Below are 26,882 nucleotides of genomic sequence, written 5' to 3'. Positions count from 1 at the left end.
TCAGGGCGCTTCCTGGGTCGGGGAGTCGGCGAGGGCGGTCTGCACGATCTGGTGCGGGCGTCCGCGCCGGACCAGCGTGCCGCGGCCGGGCGGCTGGGCGCTCGCGTACAGCTGCGGGAACAGCTGGCCCTCCGAGCGTTCGCCGTTCATCACGAGGGCGGTGGTGCCGGACTCGCGCAGGGTGGTCAGCAGCGGCTCGTACAGGGCCCGCGAGGAGCCGGCGACGCGCCGGGCGATCACGAAGTGCAGGCCGATGTCCTGGGCGGACGGCAGGTAGGGGACGAACGCCTGGAGGGGCTGCTGTCCGGCGGTGGTGAGGATGTCGTAGTCGTCGACGAGGACCACGATGCGCGGTCCGGCGAAGCCGGGGCCCTCGCCCGGTTCGGCGTCGGGGTCGATGCCGTCCTCGGGGAGCCGCTTGTCGAGTTCCTTGGCGATGCCGGCCGAGAGGGCGGCGCCGATCTTCGCGTTGTGGGCGTAGCCGCCCCGGTAGGGCTCGGGGACCACGCCGCGCAGCCCGCGCCTCGGGTCGTAGACGGCGAAGACCAGTTCCTCCTCGCCGTAGCGGGCGATGAGCTGGCGGGCGACGAGGGCGAGCAGGTTGGTCTTGCCGCACTCGTTGTCGCCGAGGATCAGCAGGTGCTGGTCCTGGCCGAAGAGGTCGAGGAGCACCGGGGCGAGGACGTCCTGGTCGACGCCGACGGGGATCCGGTACGGCTCCTCGTCGACGCCGGGCAGCCGGGCGGACGGCAGCCGTGCGGGCAGGACCCGTACGGGGGAGGCGATTTCGCCGTGCCAGGTGGCGCGGACGGTTCCGGCGGCCTCTTCCAGGGCGGCGGCCAGGTCGGTGTTCCCGGCCCGGGAGTCAATGCGCGGCAGGGCGGTCTGGGCGAACAGCTTGCCGTCGGTGAGGACGCGGCCCGGGGTGTCCGGGGAGATCGTCTCGGACAGTTTGCGGTCGATGGCCGAGTCGGAGGGGTCGCCCAGGCGCAGTTCGACGCGGCCGCCGAAGAGGGACTGGTTGGCGATGCGGACGTCGTTCCAGCGGAGCATGCCGGCGACGACGTGGATGCCGTAGCCGCCGCCCCGCTTGAGGAGGTCGGTGACGGAGTCGTCGAGTTCGGAGAACTCCTCGCGCAGGGCCCCGTAGCCGTCGACGAGCAGGACGATGTCGGTGGACGCCAGCTCGGGCAGCCGGCCCCGGGAGCGCAGCTGCCGCAGCTGGTCGACGGAGTCGATGGAGTGCTCGCGGAACAGTTCCTCGCGGGTGGCGAGCATGGCCCGTACCTCGGCGACCGTGCGGGCGGCCCGTTCCCGGTCGGCGCGGCCGGCGATCCCGCCGACGTGCGGGAGCCCGGCGAGCGCGGCGAGGCCGCCCCCGGCGAGGTCGAGGCCGTAGACGGCGACCTCCTGCGGGGTGTGGGTCAGCGCGAGCGACAGGGCGAGGGTGCGCAGCAGGGTGGTCTTGCCGGACTGGGGGCCGCCGGTGACGGCGGTGTGCCCGCCGGCGACGGTGAGGTCCAGCTCCCAGGGGCCGCGCCACTGGCGGGCGGGGTCGTCGAGGACGCCGAGCGGCACCTTGAGCGGGGCGCGCTCCGCGGTTCCGAGGCGCAGTCCGTGTCCGGTGACGGACAGCGGTCCGGCGGCGGCGTCCAGGGGGGTCGCGTCGGGCAGCGGCGGCAGCCAGATGCGACGGACGGGCGGGGCGGCGTCGGCGAGCTGGTCGACGATGACGGAGAGCACGCTGGGCCCGGTCTCGCGGGCGGTGGCGGTGGGCTTCTCCTCGGCGGGCTCGGCCGGGCCGGTGCTGTCCTGGAGGGTGTTGAAGGTGGGGTAGGGCAGGGCGAGGGGGCCGCGCTCGGTGTCGTCGAGGGCGGCGGCCGGGCCCCGGTAGCGGCCGGAGACGTAGCCGGCCTTGAAGCGGGTGTAGGTGGAGGTGTCCACCTTGAGGTAGCCGAAGCCGGGCAGCGGCGGCAGCTGGAAGGCGTCGGTGGTGTCGAGGACGGTCCGGGACTCGTCGGCGGAGAAGGTGCGCAGGCCCAGCCGGTACGACAGGTAGGTGTCCAGGCCCTTGAGCTTGCCGCCCTCGATGCGCTGGCTGGAGAGCAGCAGGTGCACGCCGATGGAGCGGCCGATGCGGCCGATGGACAGGAACAGGTCGATGAAGTCGGGCTTGGCGGTCAGGAGTTCGCCGAACTCGTCGATGACGACGAACAGGTGCGGCAGCGGCTCCAGTTCGGGCTTCTCGGCGCGCAGCACCGCGTAGTGCCCGATGTCGGCGACGTGCCCGGCGTCCTTGAGGACCTGCTGGCGGCGCTTGACCTCGCCGGCGAGGCTGGTGTGGACGCGTTCGACGAGCCCGGCCTGGTTCTCCAGGTTGGTGATGACGCCGGCGACGTGCGGGAGCTTCTCGAAGGGGGCGAAAGTCGCGCCGCCCTTGTAGTCGACGAGGACCATCGCGAGGTCCTCGGGCGAGTGGGTGGCGACGAGGGCGAGGACGAGCGTACGGAGCAGCTCGCTCTTGCCGGAGCCGGTCGCGCCGACGCAGAGGCCGTGCGGGCCCATGCCGAGCTGCGAGGACTCCTTGAGGTCGAGGAGCACCGGGCCGTGCCGGTCGTCGATGCCGATGGGGACGCGCAGGAAGTCCCGTTCGCCGCGCGGCGCCCACATCCGCTTGACGTCGAGGGCGGCGGGGTCGGCGATGCCGAGCAGGCCCATGAAGTCGACCGGCCCGGAGACGGGGGTGCCCTCGGCGACGGACTCGGCGGACAGCCGCAGCGGGGCGAGCATGCGGGCCAGGCCCTCGGCGGTGGCCGGGCCGAGGGCGTCGCTGATGCCCTCGGCGGCGGGGGCCTCGGGGGTGCGCAGGTCCCGGACAGTGACGTGGCTGCCGTCCACGGTGATCCGTATGGTCACCTCGTCGGGCTCGTGGACCTGCTCGGCGAGCAGGTGCAGCACGGTGGTGTTCATGTCGGCCAGGCCCACGGCGGTGTCGGGGCGGGGCAGTTCGACGGCGTTCTCGCCGTACTCGTCGCTGACGACGAGGAGCCGGCCGGCCAGGCGCAGGGCGCGCTTGTCGGACAGGCCGCGGCGCACCTCGGCCGCGTACGAGGCCCTGCGGCGCAGGTCGGGTGCGAGGACCCCGGAGGCGAGCTGGGGCAGGCTGGGCGCGATCCGCCGGGCGGCGACGGGCCCGTCCTGTTCCTGCTGGTCGAGGACGTGGGGCAGCCACTTGGCCCACTCCCAGTCGCCGAGCCGGTCCCCGGGCACGCCGAGGGCGACGGCCACGTCGTCGGGGGCGTGCAGGACGGCGGTGTGGGTGAGCAGGGCGCGGGCGACGCGCAGCACGCCCTCGCGGTCGCCGACGATGCTGACGTTGCCGGCCCGGTCGAGGGGGACGGTCAGCGGGAAGTCGCTGGCCCGGCCGAAGCGGGCCATGAGGGCGCCCGCCTCGTTGAGCATGAACCGGTCGGGCGGGGTGAGGACGCCGCCGGCGCCCGCCGCGAGGGAGAGCTCCTGCACGGCGACGGCGCCGGTGCCCAGGCGCGGGCGCAGGAAGTCGGGGTCGGTGCGGCGCCGCTCCCACAGCCGCGCGGGGTCGCGCACGAGGTCGTACAGGGCCTCCGGCGGCGGGTTGAGGCGGCGGGCCTCGTCGCGCAGCGCCTTCTCGCGGGCGCCGAGCTCCTCGCGCTGCTCCTCCAGGTATTCGAGGTAGCGCTCGCGCTGGGCGCGGCGGGTGCGCTGGGCCTTGCCGCGCTGGGACCAGAACAGGGCGACGGCGCCGATCAGCGCGAAGACGAGCACGATCGCGCCGACGGCGGCGAACTGGCTGTTGCGGATGACGGTCATCATCACGACCGAGCCCATCACGCCCGCCATCGGCAGCAGGGCGGTGGCGGGGCTGCCGATCTTGCCCTCGGGCAGGTTGGGCGGGGCCTCGACGGAGTGGGGCCGGCCGGGGGCGGGGGGCATCGTGCCCCGGGCCGGGCGGTGGATCAGCTGCTGGGTCACCGGGCGGCACCGGAAGCCGGGAGGGCCACGGCCCGCTGGAGCACGTCGGCGGCGAGCCGCACGGCCGCCTCCCGGGTCTGGAAGGCGAGGAGTTCGGACTTGACGGCGCCGCCGGAGGCGAGGTGGCGGTCGTAGGGCAGGACGACGACGCCCACGCCGGTGGCGCGCAGCTTCTCGACGGCCTTGCCGAGGTCGACGGCGGGGTGCGGGGCCTGGACGGTGAGGACGACGACGGTCCGCGGCAGCACGGGCACCGGGAGGGAGCCGAGCCAGTCGAGGACCGCGTGGGTGGAGACGAGCCCCTCGGCGGTGGCGGGCGCGGTGAGCACGCGGGCGTGCGCGGTGTCGAGGGCGGTGCGGGCGACCTCGCCGGGGAGGGTCTCGCAGTCGACGACGGTGACGCCGAAGTAGCGGCGCAGGGCGACCATCACGGTCCGGTAGGTGGCGACGTCGACCTGGGCGCCGATGCGGCCCTGACTGCCGGGCAGCAGCCAGCCGCCGTCGGGGAGCGGGACGAGGTAGCCGGTGATGTCGGTGAGCTGCATGGAGGGGCGGACGATCTGCGCGAGGTCCGCGCAGGTCCAGCGCAGGGACGGGACGCCGAGCCGGACCGGGAGGGTGCCGAGGGCGGCGTCGGCCTCCAGGGTGAGCACCGGGTCGTGGCGGAAGTGGTTGTAGGTGCGGCTGAGGAGGGCGGTGACGGTGGTCTTGCCGGAGCCGCCGCGGATGCTGGTGACGACGATCTGGCGGCCGGTGGTGACGGGCTGCTGGACCTGGGTGGCGAGTTCCGTCTCGGCGGCGACGGCCTTGGCGACCGAGGAGCCGAGCGCTCCGCGCAGGGTGCGCAGGGTCCGGCGGGCCAGCGGGTCGCCGTGGCGGGGCCGGCCGGCGGGGGCGTCCGCGCCGGGGACCGGGACGGTCTCGGGCGCGCGGGCCTGCCGGGCCTGCGGCGCCTGCGGGGCGTACTGCCGTGCGTACGCCTGCTGCGGGGCCGCCTGCTGTTGCGCGGGCGCCTGCTGCTGCGGGAGGGGGGCGTGCGGCTGCACCGGCAGGGGGCCGGCCTGGGGAGCCTCGGAGGCCTGGAGGCCCTGGGCTGCCGAGGGACCCTGCGGTGCCTGGGCGGCCTGGGCGGCCTGCGGAGCCGGGGCGGCTTGGGGGGTGCCGGTCAGATCGCCGAGGACGCCGGCCTGCCAGTCGTCACGCCGCTGGTTCATGCTCATGTCTGACATGTCTGAGTAGCAACCCTTACGCGAAGGTGCCGAGCAGCCGCCCGTACACGCCGAACACCCCGATGAGCAGCGGGAACAGCACGATGACGCCGATCGACTCGGCGGTGTCCCCGACCCGCCGCAGCCGGACCCGCACGTGCTCGGGCGGCTGGACGGCGAGGACGCCGAGCGCCGCCAGGGCCAGCACCAGCAGCACCGCCAGCGGCCCGGCCGCACCGGCCCGGCCGGCCCACACCAGCAGCGCCGCCACGGTGACCGCGGCCCCGGCCAGCAGCAGCGCGACCACCTCCGCGACGAGCGGGAACGCCCGCGCGCGCAGCCACAGCACGACGGCGACCGCCGAGGCGAGGGACACCGTCCACACGTCGGGCTCCCGCAGCGCGACCACACCGGCCGCGCCCGCCGAGACGGCGGTGGCGAGGGTGGCCAGCGCCATGCCCCGGTGGGTGGCACCGAGGGCGGTGGCGACCTTGTACCGGCTGACCGAGACCCCGCGGGCCCGCTGGTCGTCCAGGCCGGTCAGCCCGGCCGCGGCCAGCGCGAGGCGCGGCAGCAGCCCGAGCAGGACCACCGAGAACACGGCGAGCACGGCCCCGGTACGGGCGCCCGCCTGGCCCTGCGCCAGCGCGGTCGCCTCCCACGCCACGGTCAGGCCCAGCACGGCGGCGGCGCCCACGAGCCCGCCCCGCCCGAGCGGCGTGAACCACCCCAGCAGCGCGAGCCCGACGGCCAGCGCACCCGCGACGGCGGCGAGCCGGCCCATGGCGCCCCAGTGCTGCGCGTCGCCCAGGGTCCACGCCCCGAGCACCCCGACCGCGGCGGCGCAGGCCAGCAGCGCGGCCGCCAGCCCCGACCGCTTCAGCCGGCCCGCCAGCGCCCCGACGGCCCCCGCGACGGCGGCGGTCCCGAGGAGCACCCCGGCCACGGCGCCGGGCGCGAACTCCCGCCGGGCGAACCAGCCGGCGACCAGCACCCAGAGCACGAGCCCCGCCCCGGCGGTGACCCGCCGCGCGGAGGGACGCCAGCGCCAGGCGCGTACGTCCAGGTCTTCGGCGGCCTCGTCGGTGACGTCGTGCACCACGGGCGCGGACGGCACGTCCTGCACCCGTACGAGCCGCAGCACGGCCCCGTCTGCGACGCCCGCGTCCTCCAGGGAGGTGCCGTGCTCGATCACGGACCCGTCGGCCGTGACCAGGTGACGCAGCATCGGCTGCGCGGCGACCCGGTCGTCCAGCATCCGTATGACGTCGGGCAGCAGCCGCCCGACGGGCTCCTGGGAGGGGAGTACCAGATCCATCCGGCGCCGCTCACCGACCAGGGTGACCCGGCTCAAAGCCGTACCGCTCACTGCCCCCATGCTCACCACGCGCTCGAACCTATCACCGAGTACTGACCTGCCCGGGCGTCCCGACCTTGCCGATGAGGCGGTGGGAGATGAACGACCAGCCGACGCAGCCGGCGCACAGCACCGCCGCGATGACCAGCCCGGCGACGGCCTTCCCGATCCGCTCGTCGGCCACCCGCCGCCCGCGCTGCGCGCCGAACAGCACGGCGTCGCGCATCCGGCGCCGCCGCACCGCGACCGACTCCAGCAACTGGCTGTCGTAGTCCTCAGCCGCCACCCCGGCCTCCCTTCTCCCTGTCGCCCCGCACGCTAGTACGCCCCCTCACGACGCCGAAACCGGCAGCGCCGGTTCCGTCATGCTCCTGCCAGGTTCCCAGCCGCACCCGGCACTCGACGAAGTCCACGAACCCGTTCTCGATCCAGAACCCGCCGCCCGCCTCCAACACCCCGACGAGCGGCTCGAACGGGTCGGGCATTCCGGCGAGGGGCGCCAGGGCCTCCGGCGACAGGGAGGCCCAGTCCAGCGCGGCCCGGCAGATCCTGCCGGTGAGCGGGTTGCCCGCGTGCGCGCCGAGGAACCCGTCGAGCCGGGCGAGGAGTTCCGGATCCGCCCGCACTCCCGGGTCGACCCGGCGCGCGAGGTCGAAGAAGGGCCACCGGTCCGGCTGCCCGGCCGCGAAGAAGTCCCCCTCCCGTCCCTCCTGCAACACCCGCACCCAGAGCGCGGCCCGCCGCAGGTACTCCCGCAGCAGCCGCGCGCATTCGGCCCCGTGCCCGAAGTCGTGCTCCTTGGCCCGCCAGTCGACGGCGGTGACGCGCCGGACCAGTTCCTCCGCGCGGGTCACCCGGCGGTGGCGGCGGACACGGTCCGCCCGAGCCGCCGGGCCGCCTCCAGGTGGTCGATCACGACCAGCCCCGCCCGCTCGGCCGGCAGGTCCGACGGCTGCCACCGCAGATCCCACCCGAACACCTCGTCCGCGGGTACGTCCACGTCCCTGACCTCCCGCCGCCGCTGGACCGTCTCCCGGCCGTCCTCCGCGCCGTAGTACGTGATGCGCCCCTCGCCCTCCAGCGCGTCGAGCACGGCGTCGTCGAGGACGGCGACGGGCCGGCTGCCGAGGTAGCCCGCGAGCTTGCCGGGTCGGCACATCACCCCGACGAGGTCGATGAAGGCCCCGGAGCAGTCACGGCTGAAGGACCCGCCGCGCTCGTAGAACAGCACCAGCGGCTCGTACAGGTCCGGCAGCCCGGCCACCGCGTCCGGCGTCCGCTCCCCGAGCCCCGCCAGCCGCACGGCCCCGGCACAGGTCTTGCGGAGCTCCCCCCAGACGACCGTGCGCTCCAGCCCGTCCAGCTCGGCCGCCTGCGCGGCCGGGAGCTCGAACCCGGGGTCCACGTACGCCGTGACGTCGTAGAACGGCCACGCCTCCTCGGCCCCGCAGGCCTTCGCCCACACGGCGGCCCGGCGCAGGTACTCCCACATCAGCACCTGCCGGGACCCGCAGTGCTCGAACGCGAGGTCCCACCGCATGTCCCAGTCCACGGCCCGCAGCCGCTCCAGCATCCGCGACGCCGTCACGCTCATCCCCTCCCCGACAGCTCCTGGAGCGCGTCCAGTGACGACTCCCCGACCACGGCCGCTCCGACGGCCCAACCGTCCTCGGTACGGCCGAGGCAGCCGTCCAGGGCCTCCAGCGCCGAGGCCCCGGCCCCTCGGGCCGCCCGGAACCGCAGCAGCCAGGGCACGCCCGCCGCGAAGGCCTCGTCCCCCGCCGCGCTGCGGGGCTCGTAGCCGGCCGCGCCGTCGGCGGCCGCCCACAGGAACCCGAGCAGCCGCTCCCCGCCCCGTACTTCGGCGTACCGGACGGGTTCCTCGGTGGTGCACTCGTAGTCCTGTTCCTCCCCGTATCCGCCGGGGAGCAGCTTCATGAGCCGCCGCCGGCGCGCGGGCACCTCGAACGTGCCCCAGGAGTCCGCGTACGCAGCCCCCTCCGCCAGCAGGTCGGCGAACCCGTCCGCCGTGGGCCGGGCGTGCCGGGTCTCGTCACCGGGGTCGACCTCCGACCCCGTCAGCGCGGAGATCCGCCCCAGCGCGGCGGCGAGCCGGGGCGCGTTCTCGACGGCCACCCCGGGCTGCGGCCGCTCCCGGAGGTCCTGGGTGAGCCAGGGATCGGCGTAGACGCCCATCCCGAGCATCACCGCCCCCTCGCCCCACACGTGGACCCGTACGCCGAACAGCTCCTCGGCCCGCCGCCGGACCCCGGCCTCCGCCCACTCGCCGGGGAGCCGGAGGCTGACCGTCAGGTGCCGACCGGGCAGCAGCCGCACGGCGGATGCCTGCTCGGCCAGGACGTCGAGCGGCATGTAACGCACCGCGAACAGCGGCCGCGCCATGGCCGACAGGTCACAGAGCTCGACCGAGCCCGTTCCGCCGTCGGCGACCAGCCCGAGGGAAGCCAGGACGTCCCTGACCTCCCCCACCAGCACGAGGGCCCTCGAAACCCCGCTCACGGGGGCGTCGAGCACGGGAGAGGGCTCCCAGAACCACTCCCCCACCGGCTCGGTCGTGATCACTGCTGCTCCACATCGGCGTGGTCGGTCGAAGCGGTACTCCCTGCCCGGCCACGGCAATCGCACTCAAGCGCCTCGGCTCAGCTCCAGGGCAGGGTCACCGGGCGGTGATGCCAGTACCACGCCGCTGAGGCGAAGTCCCCGGTGTCCTTCTCAAGAGCGGTGGCGAGCGCCTGGCCACCGTCTTCCGTCGTCTGCTCCCGGAACACCGTGTCCAGGGAAACCACCGCGGCGGCCACAGATGCCCGCTCGTCGCCGGCGAGCCCCTCAATCGCGGTGCTCAGCCGGTCACGGTTCTCCAGGTCCTCCCGGTACATGTCGGCCCCGTACCAGCCCGCAGGCGGCCAGCCTGTGGCCATCCGAGAGAGGGCCGCCTCCCACAGCCACACGAGCGTCCGCGCCTCGCCGGCCGGGCTGTGCCGGTCCACGGCGGGCAGAAGGGCGTCCGTCACCGGGGTGGACACCGGAAGCTCCCGCGCCACCTCGGGAAGTCCCGCAACCACCGCGTGGGGAAATGCGGCCACGGCGACCTGGGTGGTCGAGACCGTAAAGCCGGCCTCCTCGTCCTCCAGTTCCTCGACACGCGCGAAGGTGACGAGCCCTTCGGGGGTCACGAGCCGGTGGATCGACGGGGCGCTTCCCCAGGAGGCAAGCACGGGCGTGGACAGCCCACGCGCCAGCGCGCCGGCAAGTTCCTCCTCTGCAGGCTGGTCGGGCACCTCCTCGGCCCCGTAGACGCTCAGCTGGCCCACGAGGTCGCCCGGCTGGAGCTCGTAGTCACAGGTGACGGTCGCATCCCAGTTCCGGTCGTCCAGCTCACTGGCCAGGGAGACGTCGACCGACTGCAGGGGCACGCGGAAGGTCTCCGCGAGCACGCGGGCCACGACTTCCGGCTCCGGTGCCGCTGCGGTCAAGAATCCGTACATCACGGGTAGTACTCCCTGTAGAGGTCGATCATCCGCTGAACCTTCTCCGGATTCTCCTTGAACTTCGGCGCGTTCTTGAACATCCTGTCGAGCTTGCTGAGGTCTCCGTCCGCCCTCATGATCGCCTTCATCGCCTCGAACTCCACGCGGTCGAGGTTGATGAGGCCGGGACCCGACACGGGGAAGGTACGACCGGTCTGTTCCACACCGTAGCTGCGCCCGTTGACCGTGTAGATCTGCTTCACCGGGTCGAAGTCGGCGCGCCCGGCGGCGATCTCCGCGATGTCCTGCTTAACCAGTTCCTTGGTCTCCGGCAGGATGATGGTGTTCTTCGTGTCCACCCGACCGCCCCTGATGCCGTTTAGGTCATGGCGGGAGTTGGGGTACATCAGGTCCTTGCCCCTGGCCGTACCCGCGATGTCGTCCTGGGCCGGCCAGGACTCCTCCGGCTTCCTCACCTTGGCGGGCGGCTCGGCATCCCCGGCGCCGCCACCCGGTCCTTCGCCGCCGGGCGTGCCGGCGCCACCGGGGCCCTCGCCCTGGTGCGGGACCGTCGGGCCGTCACCGTGGCCACCGCCCGTGGAGGGGCCGTCGCCGTGGCCGCCCGTGGACGGGGTGTCCGTGTGGCCGCCGGTGGGGGTGGTGTCGGTGCCGCCGTGGCCGGGGGTGGTGCCGCCGGGTTCGGTGTGGCTGTTGTGCGGCAGGTTGTCGGCGGTGCCGCCCGGGGTGTGGGACGTGCCGCCGCCCGGGGTGTGGGACGTGCCGCCGCCCGGGGTGTGGGTGGTGGTGCCGCCCGGGGTGTGGGTGGTGGCGTCGACCTGGTGGGCCGGGCCGCCGACGGTGACTTCCTGCTTCTTCGGGACCTCGGCGAGGGGGTGGTCGGGGCCCTTGGGGACCGAGGTGAGGTCCTGCTTCGGGAGGCCCTTGTGGTCCAGGAGCTGGTTCGTGGTCTTGTCGAAGTACTGGGGGCGGCCGAGGGCGTCGTCGGGCAGGCGGACGGTGTCGTCCGGGTGCGGGAACTTGATGCCCGGCGCGTCGGCCTTGGGGAGGTCCTTCCAGACCACGTCGTCGATCTTGGGGAACGCGCCGTCGACCTTGCCGAGGTTCGCGAACAGGTCCCCGATCTTCAGCTTGGCGAGGGAGCCGGCCTTGCCGATGTAGGTGATCGGGTCGATGATCTTGCCGGCCTTCCCGGCGACGGAGAGGACCTTCGCGATCCCGCCCGTCTTCGCGGCCGTGCCGGCGCCGCCGGTGAACACGGTCGTCAGGACGTTGAAGGTGACCGCGCCCGCCGCGCGGGCGGGGTTCTTGCCCCACTCGTCCCACGCGACCAGCGCCTTGCCGGTCTCCTTCATCGCCGTGCGCGAGTCCTTGAGCCAGCCCGGCAGCTGCTTGTCGTCCGCCATCCAGAACGCCGTGCCGACACCGGGGATGGAGGTGATGGCCAGGCCCGTGGCGAGTTTGGCCAGGCCCGTCCAGGCCTGGCCGGCCTTGTCCCAGCCGTCGACGCCGACGAGCGTGCCGAGGCCGCGGATGGTGCCCCAGATCCCGTCGACGATGATCCCGTCCCAGACGAAGGACTTGGCCCAGTAGCCGATCTCCCACGCCCGGTGGGTCTCCTCAAGCTGGGAGCCCCAGGGCAGGTCCTGGACCTTGTTCAGGTCATCGGCCTTGTAGCCGTACATGTTCGCGCCGTTGGAACCGTCGTTCACGGTCAGAGGCGGGGCGCAGTACAGGGCGCGGATCTTGTTCGCGCAGGTCCGCTCCGCCGCCCAGAACGCCTCACACGCCGCGTTGACGTCGTGGATGAGGTCGTTGTTCTCGTCGGTCTTCTTCCCGTCGTCCTTCCAGTGCGCGTCCCCGGCGATCTTGTTCGTGAACGTCGTCGCCTTCGCCTGGAGCGCCTTCAGCCGCGCCACGATCGGACGGGCCTCGGTGACGTACTCGCCCAGCGCCTTCGCCGCCGATTCGAGCTGGTCGGCGAAGAAGTCGCTGTCCGTCTTCACCGGCTTCGTGGTGGCGAACAGCTGCGCCGCCTCGGGAGCGGTGTAGAAGGCCGAGAGGCCCTGGAACTCGGAGTCGACGTTCGCGCCGGCCGTGCGGAACGTGCCCGCGGCCGCCGTGATCGCCGCGTGGTCCTGCTCCAGCGCGTCCAGGTCACCCGTGAACTGCGGGATCGTGCACGGATTGATCGGTACGTGGTCGGTCACTTCTGACCCGCCCCCGGAAGGTCGACCTTGGGCTCCTTCAGCGCTTCGTTCTGCGCGTTCTGGGCCTGCTCGATATTGCCCTGCACGTAGGCCGTCGTCGCGTTGATCGCCCCGTTGATGGAGGCCTCCGTGCGCTTGCCGATGTACGCGAGGCGGTAGTCGTGGGACTGCATGAGCCCGCCCAGCGCACCGGCGATCGGGCCCATCCCTCCGCCCTCACCGCCCGTGCCGCCGCCCGGAGTGATGGTGCCCGCGTGCTTCGCGGCCTCCGGCAGTTCCGTCTGGAGCGACTTGCCCGCCTTCTGGAAGCCCTCCGCGGCGGTGATCGTCTTGTTGACGACCCCCTGCACGCCGGACGGCTTGATGTCCCAGTCCATGCCCTACCCCCGTGTCCTCGCGTCCCTCGTCCGGCGTGCGTCCCGGCGTCAGCCGATGTTGTCGACGGCCGCCTTGGCCTTCTGCAGCGTGGCCTGTGCGGTGGCGTCGTTCTGCTCAAGCGTGGTGCGGACGAGGCGGATGATGTCGCGGACCTCGTTAGCCGCCTTGTTCCAGCGGACTTCCTTGCCGTGGTACTCGTCCGAGACGCCGTCGGCCTGGAACTCGGCCATCGCGGCCTTCACCGCGTTCTCGCGTTCGCCGAGCACCCGCTCCAACTGGCCGATGATCCCGCCGAGTCCGCCCTGGACCTCCACGGAGGCGGCGATGTCGTACGAGGTGCGGTCCTGGTTCCCCATGTCTGTCAGTCCCCCGGGTGTCAGCGCGCGCCGAAGCGAGCGGCGTCGAAGTTCGCGGAGCCCATGTTCTGGTGGGCGTTGTCACCCTGCTCGTGGTCACCGGTGGTGAACGAGGTGTCCATCCCGGACTGACCGCCGAGGATGGCGCGCAGCGAGGCGTTCAGCTCGGCGGTGATCGCGTCGGAGCGGCTCTTGAAGGAGTTGAACGCCTGGCGTCCGACGCCGTTGAACTTGCCCTCCAGCGGGTCCGCCGCGGCGACCAGCAGCCTGATCAGCGTGCCGAGGTCGTCACTGGAGCCGCTCGTGGCCTTGCCCAGTTCGGACAGCGTGGTGCTGCCCATGTCGAACTTCATTCACCCACCCCTGACGTGTTGTTCCGTCACTTGCGTGCGTACCTGTCTACCGAAGGGACGTTGCGAACACAAACACGGTTTCATCCAGCCTTGACGTCTGGCCGAAAATCGCCGTCGGCCGGTTGTCGTTCCCCCAGCAACTCCCGTACGCGGTCGTCGCCGGCATCCCACGGCCAGGCCCGCATCACCTCGTAAGGGTCGCCGACGGGAGCGCCGTCGGAACCGGTGCCGAGCAGCCGCTCGTGGGCCGTCGTCAACTCAGGTCATCCATCGGTCGGGGCGGGCCGCCGCGCGGGAGGTGCGGGAGCGGACCGCCTGGTCGTGCAGCAGTCCGTCGGCCTCGGCGGCGGGGCGCAGCCGGGCGGTGACGGTGGTGTTCGCGCCGGTGTCCACGTGTACGTCGGCCACCCCGCGGGCGCGTTCCCAGGGGCCCTGTGAACGGCGCACGCTCTGTACCTTCGCATGCGGGACGATCTCCGTGCGGCGGCACAGGCGGCCCTTGCGGGCGGCGAAGACCTCCTCGGAGACGGCCAGGCCGTACCCCTTCCACCACACCGGCACCACCCACCGCGAGGCGGTGCGCGGGGAGGGGCTGAACTCCAGGCCCGCCGGGTCCGCGCCCGGCAGCACGCGGGCGATCAGGGCGTGGGCGGCCTCCCGGGTGGCCACGGGGACCAGCACCCCGTTCTTGGAGCCGGCCACGGCCAGCTCCACCCGGACCCAGCCGCGCCGCCGCCACAGCAGGGGCTCCACGATCCGTACGGCCTGCACCCGGCCCGGCGGGACCGTCTCGTGGGCCCGGTCCAGCAGCCCGTGGTCCAGGCGCAGCCCGTCGGGGGACTCGGCGACGGTCCAGTCGTACCCGGCGAGGAACCGGCCCGCGGTGCCGCCCCACACGGCGCCGAGCATCGGCAGGAGGATGACCGCGGCCGCCCAGGGGCTGTCGCTGACCCGCCAAACGACGAGCGGGGCGACGATCCCGCCGGCCAGCGCGGCCCACACGTCGAGGCCGAGCAGCAGCGAGACCACCAGGTCCCGTACGGACACGCGCAGCAGCTCCCGCGCGGGGGCCTGGCCGACGGCGACGGCCTCGGCGGGCGCGAAGCCGGCGGCACGGGCCAGCAGCTCGGCGCGCAGGGCGACGGCGTCGCGTTCGTCGAGGAAGGCGAGCTCGTCCTTGGCCTCGGTGCCGATCACGTCGAGGCGGAGCTTGGCGACGCCGGCGATGCGGGCCAGCATCGGGCGGGTGACGTCCACGGCCTGGAGGCGGTCGAGGCGGATGTGGGCGGTGCGGCGGAAGACCAGGCCGGTGCGGATGCGGAGCTCGGTGTCGGTGACGGCGTAGTGGGTGAACCACCAGCTGAGGAAGCCGTACGTGCCGAAGACGAGGGCGAGCCCGGCCAGGATGAGCACGCGCACGCCGGGGGTGAGGCCGCTGACCCACTGCTGGGCCCGCTCGCCCTGCTGGACGACGACACCGCCGAGGGCCGCCCCGGGCACCCAGGCGCGCCGCAGCGGGGTCAGCACGTGCAGCCGCCGCTCGCCTCCCGGCGGGGTGGGGGTGTCGTTCCCCGTCCCGGGCAGGGTCTCCGGCCGCGGCGGGCCGGCCCCAGGCGAGGCGGCGGCAGCCGGCGCGGCGGGGGGCCGCTGCGCGGGGCCGTCCCCTACCCTCCCTTCCACCGTTCCCCGGGGCTCCGCCCCGGACCCCGGCCCCGGGCGTTCCGCCGGGGCGCCACCCGGCACGTGCGGGGCTTCCGGCTGCGCCGGGGCGGCCGGACCCCGCTGCGCGGGGGTGCCCGGGTGGCCGGCGTCGCCGGGCGCGGGGGTGCCCCGGTCCGGTTCGCTCGCGGAGCGGCCCGTCACAGGCCGGCCGACCTTGCCTCGCCCAGGGCGGTCAGGCGGTCGCGGAGGCGTTCCGCCTCCGCCGGGGCCAGGCCCGGGATCCTGGCGTCCGTCGCCGCGGCCGCCGTGTGGAGCTGGACCGAGGCCAGGCCGAAGCGGCGCTCCAGGGGGCCCGAGGTCACCTCCACCAGCTGCATCCGCCCGTACGGGACCACCGTCTCCTCCCGCCACAGCACCCCCCGGCTGATCAGCAGGTCGTCGGCCCGTTCCGCGTACCGCCAGGACCGCCAGTTCCGCCCGATCAGCACCCAGCCCCAGACCAGGACCGCCGGCCAGACCGCCGCGAACAGCGCCCACCGGGGCCCGACGGCCAGCCCCAGCGACACGCCGGTCACCACCGTGAGCACCGCCATCCAGATCACCAGCAGCAGCCGCCGGACCCCGCGCAGCCCGCCGGGCAGGCCCACCCACTCCGGGCGGCCCGTCTCACCCTTCGTCCCCGTATCCATACGCCCACCCTAGGACTGAGACAATGCGCCCATGACGGAGACCACGGTCGGCATCGGCGGTGCGGCGGAGAGCACCGACATGGTGCTCAACATCGGACCCCAGCACCCTTCCACCCACGGCGTGCTGCGCCTGCGGCTCGTCCTGGACGGCGAGCGCATCGCCAGCGCCGAGCCGGTGGTCGGCTACATGCACCGGGGTGCCGAGAAGCTCTTCGAGGCGCGCGACTACCGCCAGATCGTGATGCTCGCGAACCGCCACGACTGGCTGTCCGCGTTCTCCAACGAGCTCGGCGTGGTCATGGCCGTCGAGCGGATGCTCGGCATGGAGGTCCCCGAGCGCGCGGTGTGGATGCGTACGCTCCTCGCCGAGCTGAACCGGGTCCTGAACCACCTGATGTTCCTCGGGTCGTACCCCCTCGAACTGGGCGGCATCACCCCGATCTTCCACGCGTTCCGCGAGCGCGAGGAGCTCCAGGCCGTGATGGAGGAGATCTCCGGCGGCCGCATGCACTACATGTTCAACCGCGTCGGCGGCCTCAAGGAGGACCTCCCGGCCGGCTGGCTCGGCCGGGCCCGCGCCGCCATCGCCGACGTCCGCACCCGCATGGACGTCTACGACAAGCTGGTCCACGGCAACGAGATCTTCCGGGCCCGCACCCGCGGAGTAGGTGTCCTGCCCGCCGAGGCGGTGCACGCGTACGGGGTGTCCGGCCCGATCGCCCGCGCCTCCGGCGTGGACTTCGACCTGCGCCGCGACGAGCCGTACCTGGCGTACGGCGAGCTGGCCGACGTGCTGAAGGTCGTCACCCGCACCGAGGGCGACTGCCTGGCCCGCTTCGAGGTGCTGCTCGACCAGACGCACAACGCCCTCGACCTGGCCGTGGCCTGCCTGGACCGGATGGCGGAGCTGCCGCCGGGGCCGGTCAACCAGCGGCTCCCGAAGGTGCTGAAGGCGCCCGAGGGCAGCACGTACGCCTGGACGGAGAACCCGCTCGGCATCAACGGCTACTACCTGGTCTCGAAGGGCGAGAAGACCCCGTACCGGCTGAAGCTGCGCAGCGCCTCCTTCAACAACATCCAGGCGCTGGCCGTGCTGCTGCCCGGGCAGCTGGTCGCGGACATGGTGTCGATCCTCGGCTCGCTGTTCTTCGTGGTCGGCGACATCGACAAGTAGGCCGGGCCGGTCACGGGCCGGGCCGGCTCCCGCCCCGTGACCTGACAGTCCGGCGGGAATCCGGCCGGGCGGTGTCGGTGGCGGCTCCTAGGGTGCCCCCATGACCACTGGCACGTACCCGGACTACCTGCGCCGGCTCGGCATCACCGATCCCGGCGCCCCCTCCGCGGAGGGGTTGTTCGCGCTCCAGCGCGCCCACCTGGAGCGCATCGCCTACGACAACGTCGACATCCACACGGGCCGGCCGCCCGGCATCGACCCCGCGCTGTCGGTGCGGCGGCTGGGCGCGGGGTTCGGCGGCTACTGCTTCCACCTCAACGGCGCCTTCGCCGCGCTCCTGGAGCACCTGGGGTACGACGTGACCCGCCACCTCGGGGGTGTCGAGGACGACGCCGCCTCGCGCGTGGTCAACGGCCAGCACCTGACCCTGACGGTCCGCGTGGACGGGGCGGCGTACTGGGTGGACGCCGGTCTCGGGGACGGCCCGTACGAGCCGCTGCCGCTGCGCGAGGGCTCGTACGAGCAGGGCGGCTTCCGCTGCGCGCTGGAGCGGCTGGACCCCCTGGAGGGCGAGGGACCGGGCTGGAGCTACCTCTCCCCCGGCAGCAGCACGCCCCGGGTCAACTTCCGCGACGCGCCCGCCACGACGGCCGACTTCGAGGAGATGCACACCTGGCTGACGACCTCCCCCGACTCCCACTTCGTACGGACCCTCGCGCTGCTGCGGCGCGACGCCGACGGCATCGACGTCATGCGCGGCCGCGTCCTGAGCCGGGTCCGTGCCGGGAAGACGGCCGAGAAGCGGGAAGTGGCCGGGCAGCAGGAGTTCTTCGAGGTCGTGGAACGCGTCTTCCTGCGGAGCCTGGACGATCTGACGGCCGCCGACCGGGACGCCCTGTGGGCCCGGGTGGACGAGGCGCACCGGGCGTGGCGGGCGTCCCGGGCCTGACGGCTTCGCTGTCGGTGCGGCAGGGCAGACTGGGGGCATGTCCCACTCCCCCCGACGGGCCTGCCCCTCCTGCGGCCGCGACTGCGCCGTGACGGCCGGCCGGATCGCCCGCCACGACCCTCCGGCCGGGCGCGGCCGGAGCGACATGGTGTCCTGCCCCGGCTCCCGGGCCCGGGTGGTGCTCGGCGCCTCCGCCCCGACCCTGGACGGTTTCGTCCTCGGCCCGAATCCGGGCCAGTTGCCGCTGTTCTGAGCCGCCCCGGCCGCCGCCCCCTGGGTACGGGGGCCGGGCGGACTGAGTACGCGTACGGATCCCCGGGCCGGCCCGCCGGGCCAGGATGGCCGCATGACCTGGAGCCCTCAGCCCCTGACCGCCGCCGCGTCCCCGTCCGCCGGGGCGGGGCGGAGCCGCGTGCCCGCGGTGATCGCCGCCGCGCTGTTCGTGCCCGCGCTGGTGGCGGCGAAGATCCTGGTCCTGATGACCGAGAAGGGCGGCCGCTGCCTGATGTACGGCGGCTGCGCGCCCTTCCCCGGGGTCGTCTTCCTGGTGCTGTGCGGTGCGGCGGTGCTGGCGGCGGTGCTCGCCCTGGCCGCGCCGGCGAGGCTGCGGGGCCCGGCGCTGGGCGCCCAACTGGTGCTGGAGCTCGGCGCGGTGGGCCTCGTCCTCGCCTTCCCCTGAGCCGGCGGCTCCGCCGGGTTGTGCACAGGCTGTGGAGAAGTGGAGAAGCCGTCCGGCCGGCCCCTCAGGGCGCGTCCGGCCCGTCCGGCTCCCCGGTCGGGACTCCGTCGGCCGCCGTCCGCCACGCCCCGGGCCCGCCCCGCGTCACCGAGGATCCGTCCGGGTCCCCGGCGGCCTCCGCCAGCCACTCCCGGTGCTCGCGCCTGGCGTCGGTGAGGCTCAGGTCGCCGTTGGGGCCGCCCCAGACCTCGTCGGCCTCCGCGTCGTCCTGGCCGTCGTCCTCCCAGCCGCACTCCGGGCAGATGTCGAAGCAGGCGCTCGACTCCAGGGTCGGCTGGAAGCAGCACGGGCAGTCGAAGACCTCGCCCGGCCCTCCCATGCGGCGCTCGCGCACTAGGAGATCGCCGTGCGGAGGCGGACCACCTCGATGGGCTCGGTCTCGTCGTGTGCCGTGAGGTCGATGACCTGGCCCGCCGCGTCCTGCTCGGGGGCAGTCTCCGTGGTGTCCGTGGTGTCCGTGGTGTCCGTGGTGTCCGTGGGCTCCGGCCCGGCCTCAGCGCCCGCGGTCTCCGCCTCGTGGACTGCGAGGGCCTCGGCGCCGACCACGTCGGCGAGGTCCTCGTTCTGCACGGACTCGATCGCGGCGCGGGCCTGCGCGGCGTTCTTGGTGCCGAAGAAGTCGAAGCCGCCCTCGGCGCGGGAGGCGGTGCGGCGCTGGGCCGCGTACGGGGACACCGCGGCCGCCGGCCGGCGGGCCGGGACCGCCGACGCCTGGGCGGGGACGGTCGCGGGGGCGGCCGTACGGCCGTGCGCCGCCTCGGCGGGAGTGGCGGCGGACCGTTCCTCCGCCTTGCGGGCCAGGGCCGCCATCGCGGCGTGGGCCCGGGCGTAGCCGACCGGGGTGGGCGCTCCGGCGCCGGTGCGCTCCTCGGAGACGGCGGGGAGCTCCAAGGGCTGGCCGGCCGGGGCCGAGGCGGCCTCCAGGGCCAGCAGCCGGCGCTTCTCCAGGGCGCTGGCGCGCTCGGTCTCGGCGGTGGCGTACCGGCGCAGCAGAGCCGCGTGCTCCCCGCGCAGGCCCGCCAGTTCGACGCGCTTGGCGCGCAGCTTGGCGTCGAGGCGGGCGCGCAGCAGGCGGGCCTCCTCGATGTCGGATTCGAGCTCGGCTATCCGCTCGTCCGTCTTCCACTCGTCCTTGACCCGCTCGCGGGCCAGCTCCGCCACCCGGCGGCCGGCCGCCCGGTCCCAGGAGCGCATGAGGACGGCACCGCCCACGCCCGCGGCCGCCGTGAGGGCCACGAGCAGGCGCAGCGCGAGGGGTTCCGCGAGGAGCCAGGCCGCACCGGCGCTGGCCACGGAAACCCCGGCGACGGCCGTCGGCGTGAGAAGTCGGTGCAGGGGTTCGGGATTGCGGTGGCGTCCACGGGGCATGGCCCGAAATTTACAGGGCGTGGACCGCGCGTGGGGTACCCGCCCGGCAATCCGTTCCCGGGCAGTTACCCCACAATTGGCCATCAAACACGTAACTACTGCTTCTTCAGGAGTCCCTTGGAGTCCAGATAGGCCTTCGCCACGTCGGCCGGCTTCGCGCGCTCCGCGTCCACCTTGCGGTTCAACTCGACGAGGTCGGCGGTGGTCAGGGCCTTGGTGAGGGCGTCGAGGGCGGTGGCGACCTCGGGAGCCCCGGCGTCCTTGGCGTTGACGACGGGCAGCACGTTGTCGGCGTTCTGCAGCTTCTTGTCGTCCTCCAACAGGACCAGGCCGTAGGAGTCGAGGGTGGCGTCGGTGGTGGTGGTCAGCACCAGCTGGTCCACCCCGTCCTTGACGGCCTGCTTGGCCTGCGGGGTGCCGACTCCCTTGGGATCAATACCGGAAACGGCGATTCCGTACGTCTTCTCCAGTCCGGGTGCGCAGAAGGGGCGGACGGCGCATTCGTCACCCGCCGCGATCTTCACCTTCAGTCCCGACTTTCCAAGATCGGAAAGGGACTTGAGGTTGTTCTTCTGCGCGAATTCCCTGCTGACGGCGAAGGCGTTCTGGTCGACCGCCGAACCCGCCGGGAGGGCCTTCAGCCCGAGCGGCGCCGCGAGCTTCTCCAGCGCCGCGACGGTCGCCGCCGCGTCGCTGGAGGCGACCGGCTTCTCCTTGGGCGCGTTCGGACCGTTCACCTTGGCGTTCAGGAACTCCGCGAGCGTGGCCGCGTACTCCGGGACGACGTCGATCTCGCCCTTCTCCAGCGACGGCTCGTACAGCTCACGGTTGTTGACGGTGGTGATCGAGGTGTCGTAGCCGGCGCCGCGCAGGACCTGCGCGTACAGCTCCGCCAGCACGTTGGACTCGGTGAAGCCCGCCGCGCCGACCACCAGCTTGCCCTTGCCGCCGCCCCCGGCGGGGGCCGAGGCGGAACCGCCGTCCTTCGCCTTCTCCAGGCTCTCGCCGCCGCACGCGGCCAGCGAGACGGTCAGGGCCACCGCGCCCAGGGTCGCGCCGAGGATGCGCGTGGACTTGCTCATGATGCTCCTTAGGGATCGGTAAGGGGGAGGACGGCCGGCCGCGCCTCAGCGCGACGGGGCCCCCGGCAGCAGCCGGTCGGCCGCCACCAGCGCGCCCTCCACCACCAGGGCCAGCAGCGCCACCAGCACGGCGCCCGCCACCACCTGCGGGGTGTTGTACGTGTTGAAGCCGGCGGTGATGATCCGGCCCAGGCCGCCCTGGCCGACCATCGCCGCGATCGTGGCGGTGGCGACGACCTGCACGGCGGCCGAGCGCAGCCCGGTCATCACCAGGGGGCGCGCGAGGGGCAGTTCCACGCGCAGGAACAGCTGCCGCCCGGACATGCCCATCCCCCGGGCCGCCTCGACCACCGAGCGGTCCACCTCGCGCATGCCGACGTACGCGTTGGTCAGCAGCGGCGGTACGGCGAACAGCACCAGCGCGGCGATGGTGGGCAGGTAGCCCGCGCTGCGCAGCGGCGAGACCATGAACAGGGCCAGCACCGCGAAGACCGGCACGGCCCGCCCGGCGTTGGAGAGGTTCACCGCGAGGGCGCCGCCCTTGCCGAGGTGGCCGAGCCACAGCCCCACCGGCAGCGCCAGCGCGCAGGCGACGGCCAGGGCGATCCCGCTCACGTAGACGTGCTCGCCGAGCCGGTGCCACACCCCCGCCTCGCCGGACCAGTTGGCCCCGTCGGCCAGCCAGTCCCAGGCCTTCGCCATCACGCCCACGCCCTCACGCCCCCTTCGCCTTCGCGGCCGCCCCGGTCTTCGCGGCACGGCCGCCGGCCCGGGTCCACGGGGTCAGCAGCCGCTGCACGCCGAGCAGCAGCAGGTCGGCGACGAGCGCGAGCAGCACGCACAGCACGGACGCGGTGAGCACCTGGGCCTTGAAGGAGCTGTTCACGGCGGGGGCGATCAGGTTGCCCAGCCCGCCCTTGCCGACGATGGAGCCGACGGTGGTCAGCGCCACCGTCGACACGGTGGCGATCCGCACCCCGGCGAGCAGGGCGGGCAGCGCCAGCGGGAGTTCGACCTGCCACAGCAGCCGGGCCGGGCCGTAGCCCATGCCGCGGGCGGCCTCCCGTACGTCCTCGGGGACGGCCTCCAGGCCGGCCAGCACGTTGCGGACCAGGATGGTCAGCGAGTACAGCACCAGGCCGGTCACCACGAGCGCCGCCGACAGCCCGAAGAAGGGCAGCAGCAGCGAGAACATGGCGAGCGAGGGGATCGTGTAGAGCAGGGTGGTCAGGCCCAGCACGGGGGCCGCCCAGCGGCGGCCGCGACGGGCCAGCAGGGCGAGGGGGACGGCCACGGCGACGCCGACGAACACCGACACGGCGGTGATCCAGACGTGTTCGACGGTGGCGTCGGTGAGCTCCTGGGAGCGGGAGGTGACGTACTCCCAGCAGATCCAGTCGTTCGCCACCAGGCAGCCCTGCCCGGCCAAGCCGCTCACTCCTTCCCCCCTCGCACGGATGTGCCGCAGAGCGGCCTCCGAGCGACCATAACCCCCGGTGCCCACAATGGCCGGAATCATTCGCACAGCCGCAACACTCCCCTGACAAACCCTTCGCCCATCCGGGCGGACCGTTGGGGGAGGATGGCGGGGTGATCCGATTCGAGCGAGTGACCAAGCGCTACCCCGACGGGACGACGGCCGTCGAGGAGCTGTCCTTCGAGGTCGCGGAGGGCGAGCTGGTCACGCTGGTCGGCCCGTCCGGCTGCGGCAAGACGACCACGATGAAGATGGTCAACCGGCTGATCGAGCCGACCTCCGGCCGGATCCTGCTGAACGGCGAGGACATCGCCGCCGCCGACCCGGTCGAGCTGCGCCGCCGCATCGGCTACGTCATCCAGCAGGTCGGGCTGTTCCCGCACAAGACCGTCCTGGAGAACACGGCGACCGTGCCCCAGCTGATCGGCACCCCCAAGGCGAAGGCCCGCGCCCGCGCCGCCGAACTCCTCGAACTGGTGGGGCTGGATCCGGCCGTCTACGGGAGCCGCTACCCGCAGCAGCTGTCGGGCGGGCAGCGCCAGCGCGTCGGCGTGGCCCGCGCCCTCGCCGCCGACCCGCCGGTGCTGCTGATGGACGAGCCGTTCGGCGCGGTGGACCCGGTGGTGCGCGAACGGCTCCAGAACGAGTTCCTGACCCTCCAGAGAACCGTCCGCAAGACGATCCTGCTGGTCACGCACGACCTGGAGGAGGCCGTCCGGCTCGGCGACCGGATCGCCGTCTACGGGCACGGCACCATCGAGCAGTTCGCCCGCCCGGCCGCCGTCCTCGCCGCGCCCGCCACCGAGTACGTCGCCTCCTTCGTCGGCGCCGACCGCGGCCTCAAGCGGCTCGCCGTCACCCCCGTCACGGCGGCCGACCTCACCGCCCCCGACGGCGGCCCGGACCCCGCCGTGGCGGTGCCCCTGGGGGCGTCGCTGCGCGAGGCCCTCGCCACCCTGCTCCAGGACGACTCCGGCCGCATCGGGGTCACCGACCCGGACTCCGGCGCGCTGGCCGGCGTACTCACCCCCGGCGACGTCCACCGGGCGCTGCGCCGGGCCGGCCTGCACGACTCCTGACCGGGCCCGGACACGCCGAAGGGCCCGGCCGGAGCCGGGCCCTTCGCGTACGTCCCGCCCTCGCGGGGTCAGGCCTGGAGGCGGCCGCTCAGCCACACCAGCATCGGCGGGATCTCCCGGCGCCAGGTGTTGAAGTTGTGGCCGCCGCTGTCGAGGACGATCGAGGAGACCCGGTCCGGGCCCTTGACCAGCTTGATGAACTTCCGGGTGTCGTTCAGGTTGTCCTCGCCCTTCTCGCTGGTCGTGACCAGGAAGGACGTACCCGCCGGCTTCTTGTTCTGCATGCTCTGCAGGACGTCGGCGCGGGCCTTCAGCTTGGCGTCGCCGTGGAACAGGTCACCGGTCGTCGCGTCGTCCGCCGCCTTGTAGTAGGCGGACAGGCCCACGCCCGCGCCGAAGGTCTGCGGGTGGTGCGCGGCGATCTTCAGGGCGCAGTAGCCGCCCGTCGAGTTGCCGATGAAGCCCATGTTCTGGGGCTTCTTGCCCACCCGGAAGGTGGACTGGATGGCCTGCGGCAGGTCCTGCGCGAAGAAGGTCTCGGTCTGCGGGCCATCGGGTATGTCCACGCACTCGGTGTCGCGCGGCGGCGCGATGGTCGGCCGCAGCATGACCAGGATCATCGGCTTCATCTTGCCCGCCTTGGCCTGCTTGAAGGCCGTCATCGGGTAGTTCAGCCCTTTGATCAGGTTCTCGGCGGTACCCGGGTAGCCCGTCAGGACGATCGAGGCCGGAAAGTTCTGGTCCTTGTGCTGCGGCTGGAAGTACTCCGGCGGCAGCCACACGTAGCCGGGGCTCGTTATCTTCGACTTCTGCCCGGTTATGGCCACTTTCAGGATCTGCCCGCCGACCTGCGGCTTGCCGCCGCCGGGCACGTCCAGCTTCTGCTTGTCGATGACCTTGATGTCCTTGCTGCTCATCGAGTGGTCGACGACCTTGCCGATGGACGTCTCCTGGCCGAACAGGTCCGCCCACGAGCCGTAGAAGAGGAACGACTTGTTCGCCGCGAGACCGACTGCCGAGAACAGCGCCAGCTGGGTCGCGAGCAGCAGGCCGACCCGCCCGAGAACCGCGCGCACGCCGCGCCCCGAGAGCTTCGGCCAGGCCCAGACCGTGACCGCGAACAGGGCCACGCCCGCGATGATGGCCAGGACCAGAACCGTATTACTGGTGAGACCCATGAGCAGTCAGTCGACTTTCTGATGGCAGGACCGGATTTTTCCGACGGAAGAGTGAACCCGCTCCCCTCCGATGTCGTCCTAGTGGACGCACCACACTCCGGAGGCTGTCACGGCCTTCGGCCACATGATCTCTCGCGGAGCAACGGGAAGCGATGTCTAGCAGGATAGATGGCGATAAGTCGGGACAGGTTCCGAGTACGGTCCGGCGAATCTTCCGCGGACCACGACCGGAGTCGGTGCCCGGTCTCGTAGGTACGGCCGTCATGATCGTCGGCCTTCTGGACATCGCGGCGGGCGTCTTCCCGCGATTCCGCCACAGTCGGATCCACGCGGTCACCGAGGTGCTGCCCGGCTCCCTGGGCCCCTTCGCCGCGGCCCTCTCCATCAGCGCGGGCGTGCTCATCCTGCTCCTCGCGCACGGACTCAAGCGCCGCAAGCGCCGCGCCTGGCGGTCCGCCGTCATCCTGCTGCCGGCCGGCGCCGTCGCGCAGTTCGCGTACCGCCACTCCGTCATCGGCGTGGTCATCTCGGCCGTCCTCCTCGCACTGCTGGTGCGCCACCAGGGTGAATTCAAGGCCCTGCCGGACCCGCGCAGCCGCTGGAAGGCCCTGGCCAACTTCGTCCTGATGAGCGCCGGCTCCATCGGCCTCGGCCTGGTCATCGTCAACGTGCACCCGGGCAAGGTCGTCGGCCGCCCCAGCCTGTACGAGCAGATCACCCACGTCGTCTACGGCCTCTTCGGCTTCGAGGGCCCCGTCGACTACGCCGGCCGGGTCTCCTGGACCGTCGGCTACTCCCTCGGCGCCCTCGGCATGCTGACCGCCGTCACCACGATCTACCTGGCCTTCCGCCCCGAGCACCCGGCCGCCCAGCTAACCTCCGACGACGAGGAGAAGCTGCGCGAGCTGCTCACCAAGCACGGCGGCCGCGACTCCCTCGGCCACTTCGCGCTCCGCCGCGACAAGGCCGTCGTCTTCTCCCCCAGCGGCAAGGCCGCCGTCACCTACCGCGTGGTCTCCGGCGTGATGCTCGCCTCCGGCGACCCCGTCGGCGACGTCGAGGCCTGGCCCGGCGCCATCGAACGGTTCATGGAGGAGGCCAAGGCCCACTCCTGGACCCCCGCCGTCGTCGGCTGCAGCGAGACCGGCGGCGAGGTCTGGACCCGCGAGACCGGCCTGGACGCCCTGGAACTCGGCGACGAGGCCATCGTCGACGTCAAAGACTTCTCCCTCTCCGGCCGCCCGATGCGCAACGTCCGCCAGATGGTCAAGCGCATCGAACGCAACGGCTACACCACCAAGGTCCGCCGGGTCAGCGAGCTGAACGAGTTCGAGCTGTCCCAGGTCCGCAAGGCGGCCGAGGCCTGGCGGGGCACCGACACCGAGCGCGGCTTCTCCATGGCCCTGGGCCGCGTCGGCGACCCGGGCGACGGCGACTGCATCATCGCCACCGCGCACCGCATCGAGGAGGGCGACACCAGCCCCTTCGGCGACCTCAAGGCCATCCAGCACTTCGTGCCGTGGGGCAAGGACGGCATGTCGCTGGAGATGATGCGCCGCGACCGCGCGGCCGACCCCGGCATGAACGAGCTGCTGATCGTCGCCTCCCTGCAGCAGGCCCCCGAGCTGAACATCGAGAAGGTCTCCCTGAACTTCGCGATGTTCCGCGCGGCCCTGGCCCGCGGCGAGAAGATCGGCGCCGGACCGGTCCTGCGGGCCTGGCGCGGCCTGCTCGTGTTCCTCTCGCGCTGGTTCCAGATCGAGTCGCTGTACAAGTTCAACGAGAAGTTCCGCCCCCGCTGGGAGCCGCGCTTCATGGTCTACCGGCACCACCGCGACCTGCCGCGCATCGGCTTCGCCGTGATGCAGGCGGAGGGCTTCGTCACGCTGGCCCTCCCCCGCCTCTTCGCGAGCCGCCGCCGCCCCAAGCCGGTCCGCACCTGCACCCACACGGTCCACGAGACCAAGGTCCCGTCCCAGCAGGACCGCGAGGTCCAGGCCGCCTAAGCCGCCCGGGGGGTGGGGGGCCGCTGCGCGGAGCTGGTCCCCTACCCGCCCTTCACCCATTCTCGCCTCAAACGCCGGCGGGGCTGTGAACAGCCCCGCC

Annotated in this window: 27 protein-coding genes; 6 read left to right on the top strand and 21 right to left on the bottom strand. The window is 73.2% G+C overall.

The genetic code is table 11. The annotated features are described in order from the left end of the window. The 15 genes from eccCa to ACQKM2_RS33490 form a co-directional block, all read right to left on the bottom strand. Window positions 1-4,011, bottom strand: a complete 4,011-nt coding sequence (eccCa, locus tag ACQKM2_RS33560) for a type VII secretion protein EccCa (RefSeq protein ID WP_427716561.1) — start codon at window positions 4,009-4,011, stop codon at window positions 1-3. Continuing rightward, window positions 4,008-5,240, bottom strand: coding sequence for a hypothetical protein (locus ACQKM2_RS33555; protein ID WP_427716559.1), 1,233 nt, complete (start codon window positions 5,238-5,240; stop codon window positions 4,008-4,010). Before ACQKM2_RS33555 ends, eccCa begins: the two co-directional genes overlap by 4 nt. A 16-nt stretch (window positions 5,241-5,256) precedes the next feature. Continuing rightward, a complete protein-coding gene (eccD, locus tag ACQKM2_RS33550) occupies window positions 5,257-6,597 on the bottom strand; it encodes a type VII secretion integral membrane protein EccD (RefSeq protein ID WP_427716609.1) in 1,341 nt (446 codons plus the stop codon). A 22-nt stretch (window positions 6,598-6,619) separates the two neighbouring features. Further along, entirely contained in the window at window positions 6,620-6,802 is a 183-nt protein-coding gene (locus ACQKM2_RS33545) for a hypothetical protein (protein ID WP_050779875.1), read from the bottom strand. Between the two features lie 49 nt (window positions 6,803-6,851). After that, window positions 6,852-7,430, bottom strand: coding sequence for a hypothetical protein (locus ACQKM2_RS33540; RefSeq protein ID WP_427716556.1), 579 nt, complete (start codon window positions 7,428-7,430; stop codon window positions 6,852-6,854). Beyond that, window positions 7,427-8,170: a hypothetical protein gene (locus ACQKM2_RS33535; protein ID WP_427716555.1), complete on the bottom strand. Its 744-nt coding sequence runs from the start codon at window positions 8,168-8,170 to the stop codon at window positions 7,427-7,429. The genes ACQKM2_RS33540 and ACQKM2_RS33535 overlap by 4 nt, the downstream gene beginning before the upstream one ends. Continuing rightward, window positions 8,167-9,159: a hypothetical protein gene (locus ACQKM2_RS33530; protein WP_427716552.1), complete on the bottom strand. Its 993-nt coding sequence runs from the start codon at window positions 9,157-9,159 to the stop codon at window positions 8,167-8,169. The genes ACQKM2_RS33535 and ACQKM2_RS33530 overlap by 4 nt, the downstream gene beginning before the upstream one ends. Before the next feature lie 77 nt (window positions 9,160-9,236). Next, entirely contained in the window at window positions 9,237-10,085 is an 849-nt protein-coding gene (locus ACQKM2_RS33525; protein ID WP_427716551.1) for a hypothetical protein, read from the bottom strand. Continuing rightward, window positions 10,082-12,292, bottom strand: a complete 2,211-nt coding sequence (locus ACQKM2_RS33520) for a hypothetical protein (RefSeq protein ID WP_427716549.1) — start codon at window positions 12,290-12,292, stop codon at window positions 10,082-10,084. Before ACQKM2_RS33520 ends, ACQKM2_RS33525 begins: the two co-directional genes overlap by 4 nt. Beyond that, a complete protein-coding gene (locus ACQKM2_RS33515; RefSeq protein ID WP_385765385.1) occupies window positions 12,289-12,669 on the bottom strand; it encodes a DUF6507 family protein in 381 nt (126 codons plus the stop codon). Before ACQKM2_RS33515 ends, ACQKM2_RS33520 begins: the two co-directional genes overlap by 4 nt. A gap of 48 nt (window positions 12,670-12,717) precedes the next feature. Further along, window positions 12,718-13,026, bottom strand: coding sequence for a pore-forming ESAT-6 family protein (locus tag ACQKM2_RS33510; protein WP_427716548.1), 309 nt, complete (start codon window positions 13,024-13,026; stop codon window positions 12,718-12,720). A 20-nt stretch (window positions 13,027-13,046) separates the two neighbouring features. After that, window positions 13,047-13,379, bottom strand: coding sequence for a hypothetical protein (locus tag ACQKM2_RS33505; protein ID WP_427716545.1), 333 nt, complete (start codon window positions 13,377-13,379; stop codon window positions 13,047-13,049). A gap of 80 nt (window positions 13,380-13,459) precedes the next feature. Continuing rightward, window positions 13,460-13,636, bottom strand: coding sequence for a hypothetical protein (locus ACQKM2_RS33500; RefSeq protein WP_427716543.1), 177 nt, complete (start codon window positions 13,634-13,636; stop codon window positions 13,460-13,462). A gap of 1 nt (window position 13,637) precedes the next feature. Then, complete coding sequence (locus ACQKM2_RS33495; RefSeq protein ID WP_427716540.1) at window positions 13,638-15,059, bottom strand: PH domain-containing protein; 1,422 nt, start codon at window positions 15,057-15,059, stop codon at window positions 13,638-13,640. Window positions 15,060-15,238: 179 nt separating this feature from the next. Continuing rightward, window positions 15,239-15,730, bottom strand: coding sequence for a PH domain-containing protein (locus ACQKM2_RS33490; RefSeq protein ID WP_427716537.1), 492 nt, complete (start codon window positions 15,728-15,730; stop codon window positions 15,239-15,241). A gap of 31 nt (window positions 15,731-15,761) precedes the next feature. Here ACQKM2_RS33490 and ACQKM2_RS33485 point away from each other — a divergent pair, with 31 nt between their 5' ends. The 4 genes from ACQKM2_RS33485 (at window position 15,762) to ACQKM2_RS33470 (ending at window position 18,532) form a co-directional block, all read left to right on the top strand. Further along, window positions 15,762-16,904 carry an NADH-quinone oxidoreductase subunit D gene (locus ACQKM2_RS33485; RefSeq protein ID WP_427716535.1) on the top strand — a complete coding sequence of 381 codons (1,143 nt, stop codon included), beginning with the start codon at window positions 15,762-15,764 and terminating at the stop codon, window positions 16,902-16,904. A gap of 100 nt (window positions 16,905-17,004) precedes the next feature. Beyond that, window positions 17,005-17,853 carry an arylamine N-acetyltransferase family protein gene (locus ACQKM2_RS33480; protein WP_427716533.1) on the top strand — a complete coding sequence of 283 codons (849 nt, stop codon included), beginning with the start codon at window positions 17,005-17,007 and terminating at the stop codon, window positions 17,851-17,853. Window positions 17,854-17,890: 37 nt separating this feature from the next. Further along, window positions 17,891-18,106, top strand: a complete 216-nt coding sequence (locus ACQKM2_RS33475; protein ID WP_427716531.1) for a hypothetical protein — start codon at window positions 17,891-17,893, stop codon at window positions 18,104-18,106. A gap of 93 nt (window positions 18,107-18,199) precedes the next feature. After that, entirely contained in the window at window positions 18,200-18,532 is a 333-nt protein-coding gene (locus ACQKM2_RS33470; protein WP_427716529.1) for a hypothetical protein, read from the top strand. Between the two features lie 64 nt (window positions 18,533-18,596). On the opposite strand, the gene ACQKM2_RS33465 is transcribed toward ACQKM2_RS33470, so the two are convergent. The 5 genes from ACQKM2_RS33465 to ACQKM2_RS33445 form a co-directional block, all read right to left on the bottom strand. Then, entirely contained in the window at window positions 18,597-18,926 is a 330-nt protein-coding gene (locus tag ACQKM2_RS33465; protein ID WP_427716526.1) for a CPCC family cysteine-rich protein, read from the bottom strand. Further along, a complete protein-coding gene (locus tag ACQKM2_RS33460; protein ID WP_427716524.1) occupies window positions 18,926-19,960 on the bottom strand; it encodes a hypothetical protein in 1,035 nt (344 codons plus the stop codon). The genes ACQKM2_RS33465 and ACQKM2_RS33460 overlap by 1 nt, the downstream gene beginning before the upstream one ends. 95 nt (window positions 19,961-20,055) lie before the next feature. Next, the gene (locus tag ACQKM2_RS33455) at window positions 20,056-21,042 is read right to left on the bottom strand and encodes an ABC transporter substrate-binding protein (RefSeq protein ID WP_427716521.1); all 987 of its coding nucleotides are present in this window, start codon (window positions 21,040-21,042) and stop codon (window positions 20,056-20,058) included. Window positions 21,043-21,087: 45 nt separating this feature from the next. Next, complete coding sequence (locus ACQKM2_RS33450) at window positions 21,088-21,753, bottom strand: ABC transporter permease (protein WP_427716519.1); 666 nt, start codon at window positions 21,751-21,753, stop codon at window positions 21,088-21,090. Window positions 21,754-21,757: 4 nt separating this feature from the next. Beyond that, window positions 21,758-22,471 (bottom strand): ABC transporter permease, encoded by a 714-nt coding sequence (locus ACQKM2_RS33445; RefSeq protein ID WP_427716516.1) that lies wholly within the window; start codon window positions 22,469-22,471, stop codon window positions 21,758-21,760. A 161-nt stretch (window positions 22,472-22,632) separates the two neighbouring features. Between ACQKM2_RS33445 and ACQKM2_RS33440 the strand changes: the two genes are divergently transcribed. Continuing rightward, on the top strand, window positions 22,633-23,598 hold the full coding sequence (locus tag ACQKM2_RS33440) for an ABC transporter ATP-binding protein (RefSeq protein WP_427716514.1): 966 nt from the start codon (window positions 22,633-22,635) through the stop codon (window positions 23,596-23,598). A 68-nt stretch (window positions 23,599-23,666) separates the two neighbouring features. Here the strand turns inward: ACQKM2_RS33440 and ACQKM2_RS33435 are convergent, their stop codons facing one another. Beyond that, complete coding sequence (locus ACQKM2_RS33435; protein WP_427716511.1) at window positions 23,667-24,776, bottom strand: alpha/beta hydrolase; 1,110 nt, start codon at window positions 24,774-24,776, stop codon at window positions 23,667-23,669. A gap of 152 nt (window positions 24,777-24,928) precedes the next feature. Here ACQKM2_RS33435 and ACQKM2_RS33430 point away from each other — a divergent pair, with 152 nt between their 5' ends. After that, entirely contained in the window at window positions 24,929-26,782 is a 1,854-nt protein-coding gene (locus tag ACQKM2_RS33430) for a phosphatidylglycerol lysyltransferase domain-containing protein (protein ID WP_427716509.1), read from the top strand. Window positions 26,783-26,882: the final 100 nt, after the last annotated feature.

Source organism: Streptomyces sp. NPDC004126 (assembly GCF_050275515.1).
Classification (GTDB): Bacteria; Actinomycetota; Actinomycetes; order Streptomycetales; family Streptomycetaceae; genus Streptomyces.
The sequence above is the reverse complement of the archived record's forward strand: the minus strand, read 5'-3'. Positions and strand labels throughout refer to the sequence as shown.